Genomic DNA, 3,768 nt, shown 5'->3' on the forward strand with positions numbered 1-3,768 from the left:
GACCCGCGACTGCGCCTGCGCGCGGCGATCGGGTACGAGGATGCCTCGTGGCGGCCGGGCCTGCTCGGGCACCGGGCGCTCGAGCTGCTCTCGGCCGGGCTCGCGGCGATTCCCCGCGACGAAGACGACCCCCTGTACGTGCAAGCGCTCGGAGCGCTCGCCCGCGCGACGGCGTTCACCGGAGCCGTCGACGAGGCGGAGCGGATCGGCGACCGGGCGGTCGAGCTCGCCCGCGCGATGGGCGACCCGCTGGTACTGGCCTCCGTGCTCCGTTCCACCGCCACCATGACCCTGCGACCCCGGGGGATCGCGAAGCGACAGGCGCGTGCGCTCGAGATGCGGGCCCTCACCCGACCTATGGACAGCGAGTGGATGGGCGCGGCGATCCTGAACGTGTTCGCGAACAGCTACCTCCTCGGCGACCGGGCCAGGCTCGACGAATGCGAGCAGGAGCTCGGGATGATGAGCCGGCATTGGGGCGGGCACTGGCGCTACTGGGTGGTGTGCGTGCGGTTCGGTCGGGCCCTCATCGCCGGGCGCCTCGACGACGCGGATGTCGCGTGCCGACACCTGGAGCAGGTCGAGAGCGTGTTCCGGGAGGACTCCGACTCGAGCGCGAACGCCCTGCAGAGCTATATGCTGCGCCGCGAGTCGGGACGGGTCGAGGCGGTTCGCCGCTTCGTCACCGGGGAGGAGTCGCCCACCCAGCGTTGGGCGCCCGGCCTGCTCGCCCTCTACACCGAACTCGGACTCGAAGGGCCCACCCGGCGGATGCTCGACTGGCTCCTCGAGCACCTCGCGCCGAACGCCAGCGACTCCGCCGAGTGGGCCGCCCGTCTCGCGTTCATGACCGAGGCGGCCCTGCAGCTCGGCGACGTGGCCGCCGCGGAACGACTGCGTCCGTGGCTCTCGGAGTACGCCGGCCTCAACCTCATGTCGGGCATCTTCGTGGCGCCGTTCGGCCCGGCCGACTGCTATCTCGGGGAGGTCGACTCGCTGCTCGGCACCGGCACGCCGCTCGAACACTTCGAACGGGCGCTCGACCTCGCCGAGCGAACGGATGCGCCGCTCCACGTGGCGCGCACGCTCGCGGCGACGGCCACGCACCTGCGACGGGTGGATCCGGGCTCGCGCGAGGCGAGCGAGTACGCCGCCCGCGCGCGGGCGATCGCCGAACCGGCCGGCATGGTGCGGGTGCTGCGGTCACTCGACGGCGGCGCTGCGGCATCCGATCTCGACACCAACGGGCTCACCGCCCGGGAATGCGAGGTCATCGCGCTGATCGCCGAGGGCCGCAGCAACCGCGACATCGCCACGCGCCTGGTGATCAGCGAGCATACCGCCGCGAACCACGTGCGCAACATTCTGACGAAGATCGGCGCGGAGAACCGCACCCAGGCGGCGATGTACGCGCGGGAGCGCGGGCTGGCCTGACCGGCTCGGCCCGACCGGCTCGGCCCGACCGGCTCGACCTGACGAACTCGGCTAGCTCACCGCGGCGAGGACGCCGTTCGGCATCACCCGGCCGTCGACCTCGGTGATGACGTCGGCGGGCAGACCGGCGCGCACCGCCGCCGCCCTGATCGCCTCGATCGACGGCGCCTCATAGAGGCAGTAGCTCTTGCGGCGATCGACGGAGAGGAACGAGTAGAGCCACCGCACATCCTCCTCATCGTTGATGAGGTTGATGTCGTCTGCGGCATCCACCGGAACCACGACGTCTTCGGCGTAATTGCGTTCGATGATGAAGTACGGCATCTGCCATCTCCTTTGACGCAGGTACCACACAGGGTACTCCCGATGCGTCACGACGTCCCCCTTTCCCGTCGCCGTCCGCGGCGACCTCGGCGGCCTTGACAGCGCACGCGGGCGGTGGAAACGTCACGCCTAGGCGATGAGGAGGTATCCCTCATGGAGCACCCGACCCCGAGCGAGACTCTCACCCTCGAGCTCGCTCCCTCCTTCCACGGACAGCAGTTCACGCCGGGCGACGACGGCTACGACGCCGCCCGGGCCGTCTACAACGGGATGATCGACAAGCGGCCCGCGTTGATCGCGCGCTGCTCGGGAACGGCCGACGTCATCGACGCCATCGCCCTCGCTCGCGAGGGCGGGCTGCCGTTGGCCGTGCGCTGCGGCGGCCACAGCGTGGCCGGCAACGGCGCCACCGAGGGCGGCATCCTGATCGACCTGTCGGGCATGAAGGGCGTGCACGTCGATCCCGACGCTCGCGTCGCGCGGGCCAACGGCGGCGTGCTCTGGGGCGAGTTCGACCGCGAGACGCAGCTGTTCGGCCTCGCGACGCCGGGCGGCCGGGTGACGACCACGGGCGTGGGCGGCTTCACGCTGGGCGGCGGCTACGGCTGGCTCTCCACGAAGTGGGGCCTCGCATGCGACAACCTGCTCTCGGCGCAGGTCGTGACGGCCGACGGCCGCGTGGTCACGGCGAGCGCCGACGAGAACGCCGACCTGCTCTGGGGCCTGCGCGGCGGCGGGGGCAACTTCGGCGTCGTGACATCGTTCGAGTTCCGGCTGCACGAGCTCGGCCCGATCGTCATGGCGGGGCTCGTGGTGCATCCGCTCGACGACGCGGTCGCGATCGGCCGCGCCTGGCGCGACTGGATCGAGACGGCGCCGGATGCCGTGGGCAGCGCGTTCATCGTCTTCCGCGCGCCGCCCGAGCCCTTCATTCCCCCCGAGCTGCAGGGAGTGCCGGCGGTCATGATCCTCGCCATGTACGCGGGGGACGCGGACGAGGGCGAGGAGGTGCTGCGTCCGCTCAGGGGGCAGATCGGCGGGCCGCCGGCCGTCGACGGGATCGACCGCATGCCGTACACCGCGTTCCAGACGCTCGTCGACCCGTTCGCCCCGCAGGGCTGGCTGAACTTCCACCGCGGCGCGCACCTCGCGGCGCTGAGCGACGACGCCATCGCCACGTTCGTCGACCACGGCCGCCGGGCCACGAGCCCCATGAGCTACTCGATCCTGTTCCGCCACGGCGGCGCGATCAGCGCCGTCGACGAGGAGGCCACGGCCTTCGGTCACCGCGATGCGGCCTACATGTGGCATCCGATCGCCGCATGGACCGATCCGGCAGACACCGAGCGCGAGATCGGATGGGTGCGCGAGGCCTCGGCGGCGATGGCACCGTTCACGACCGGCGGCGTCTACCTCAACTTCGAGTTCGATGCGGCCCGAGCCGACCACGTGCGCTCGGGCTTCAGCCCGGAGTCCTACGCCCGGCTCGTGAAGCTCAAGGACCGCTGGGATCCCGAGAACCTGTTCCACATCAACCCGAACATCCCGCCGTCGCGGTGACCAGACGGATGCCGCGAGGCGTGCGCGTCAGTCGATGAGCACCGCCATCACGCGCTGCGCGCCACCGCGGGTCACTCTGGGGCCGCCTCGTTCAGTGCAAGACGCGGCGTTGTGGGATGCCGCCAAACCGGCCAGCGGCCCGATGACGCGCATCGTGGAACCCGCAGAGTTCACGGACCGCCCGCGAAAGCGGAGTTACGCTGCGGGCATGAGCGCATTCCGACTCCCGACAGCCGACATGGCCTTCATCCTCGAGCACGTGGTGGACTACGACGCGGTCGCGCTGCTCCCGGGGTACGAGCACGCTGACCTCGAGACGGTAACCGAGATCCTCGACGAGGCCGGCAACTTCATGGCCGAGGTCGTGGCACCCACCAACCGTGCCGGCGACCTCGAGGGAGCGCGGCTGAACCCCGACGGCACCGTCAGCACGGCGACCGGGTTCAAGGA

3 protein-coding genes and 1 pseudogene are annotated in these 3,768 nt (G+C 71.0%); 3 read left to right on the forward strand and 1 reads right to left on the reverse strand.

Going from position 1 to position 3,768, the window contains the following annotated elements:
• Nucleotides 1-1,434: helix-turn-helix transcriptional regulator (locus tag GH736_RS18940; RefSeq protein ID WP_162529581.1), on the forward strand; the 1,434-nt coding region annotated here is incomplete at its 5' end.
• A gap of 51 nt (nt 1,435-1,485) precedes the next feature.
• On the opposite strand, the gene GH736_RS18945 is transcribed toward GH736_RS18940, so the two are convergent.
• Entirely contained in the window at nt 1,486-1,758 is a 273-nt protein-coding gene (locus GH736_RS18945) for a DUF4242 domain-containing protein (RefSeq protein WP_159606120.1), read from the reverse strand.
• Between the two features lie 153 nt (nt 1,759-1,911).
• On the opposite strand from GH736_RS18945, the gene GH736_RS18950 reads away from it, so the two are divergent.
• Both GH736_RS18950 and GH736_RS18955 read left to right on the forward strand, forming a co-directional pair.
• Nucleotides 1,912-3,318 (forward strand): FAD-binding oxidoreductase, encoded by a 1,407-nt coding sequence (locus GH736_RS18950; RefSeq protein ID WP_159606122.1) that lies wholly within the window; start codon nt 1,912-1,914, stop codon nt 3,316-3,318.
• 208 nt (nt 3,319-3,526) lie between these two features.
• Nucleotides 3,527-3,768, forward strand: a pseudogene (locus GH736_RS18955) (acyl-CoA dehydrogenase N-terminal domain-containing protein); the annotation flags it as partial.

This window comes from Agromyces humi, from assembly GCF_009720255.1.
GTDB classification, from domain to species: domain Bacteria; phylum Actinomycetota; class Actinomycetes; order Actinomycetales; family Microbacteriaceae; genus Agromyces; species Agromyces humi.

Bases quoted from the DNA above. Each gene is read 5' to 3' on its own strand.
- GH736_RS18950 (WP_159606122.1), top strand. From the start codon at position 1,912: ATGGAGCACCCGACCCCGAGCGAGACTCTCACCCTCGAGCTCGCTCCC.
- GH736_RS18945 (WP_159606120.1), bottom strand. From the start codon at position 1,758: ATGCCGTACTTCATCATCGAACGCAATTACGCCGAAGACGTCGTGGTT.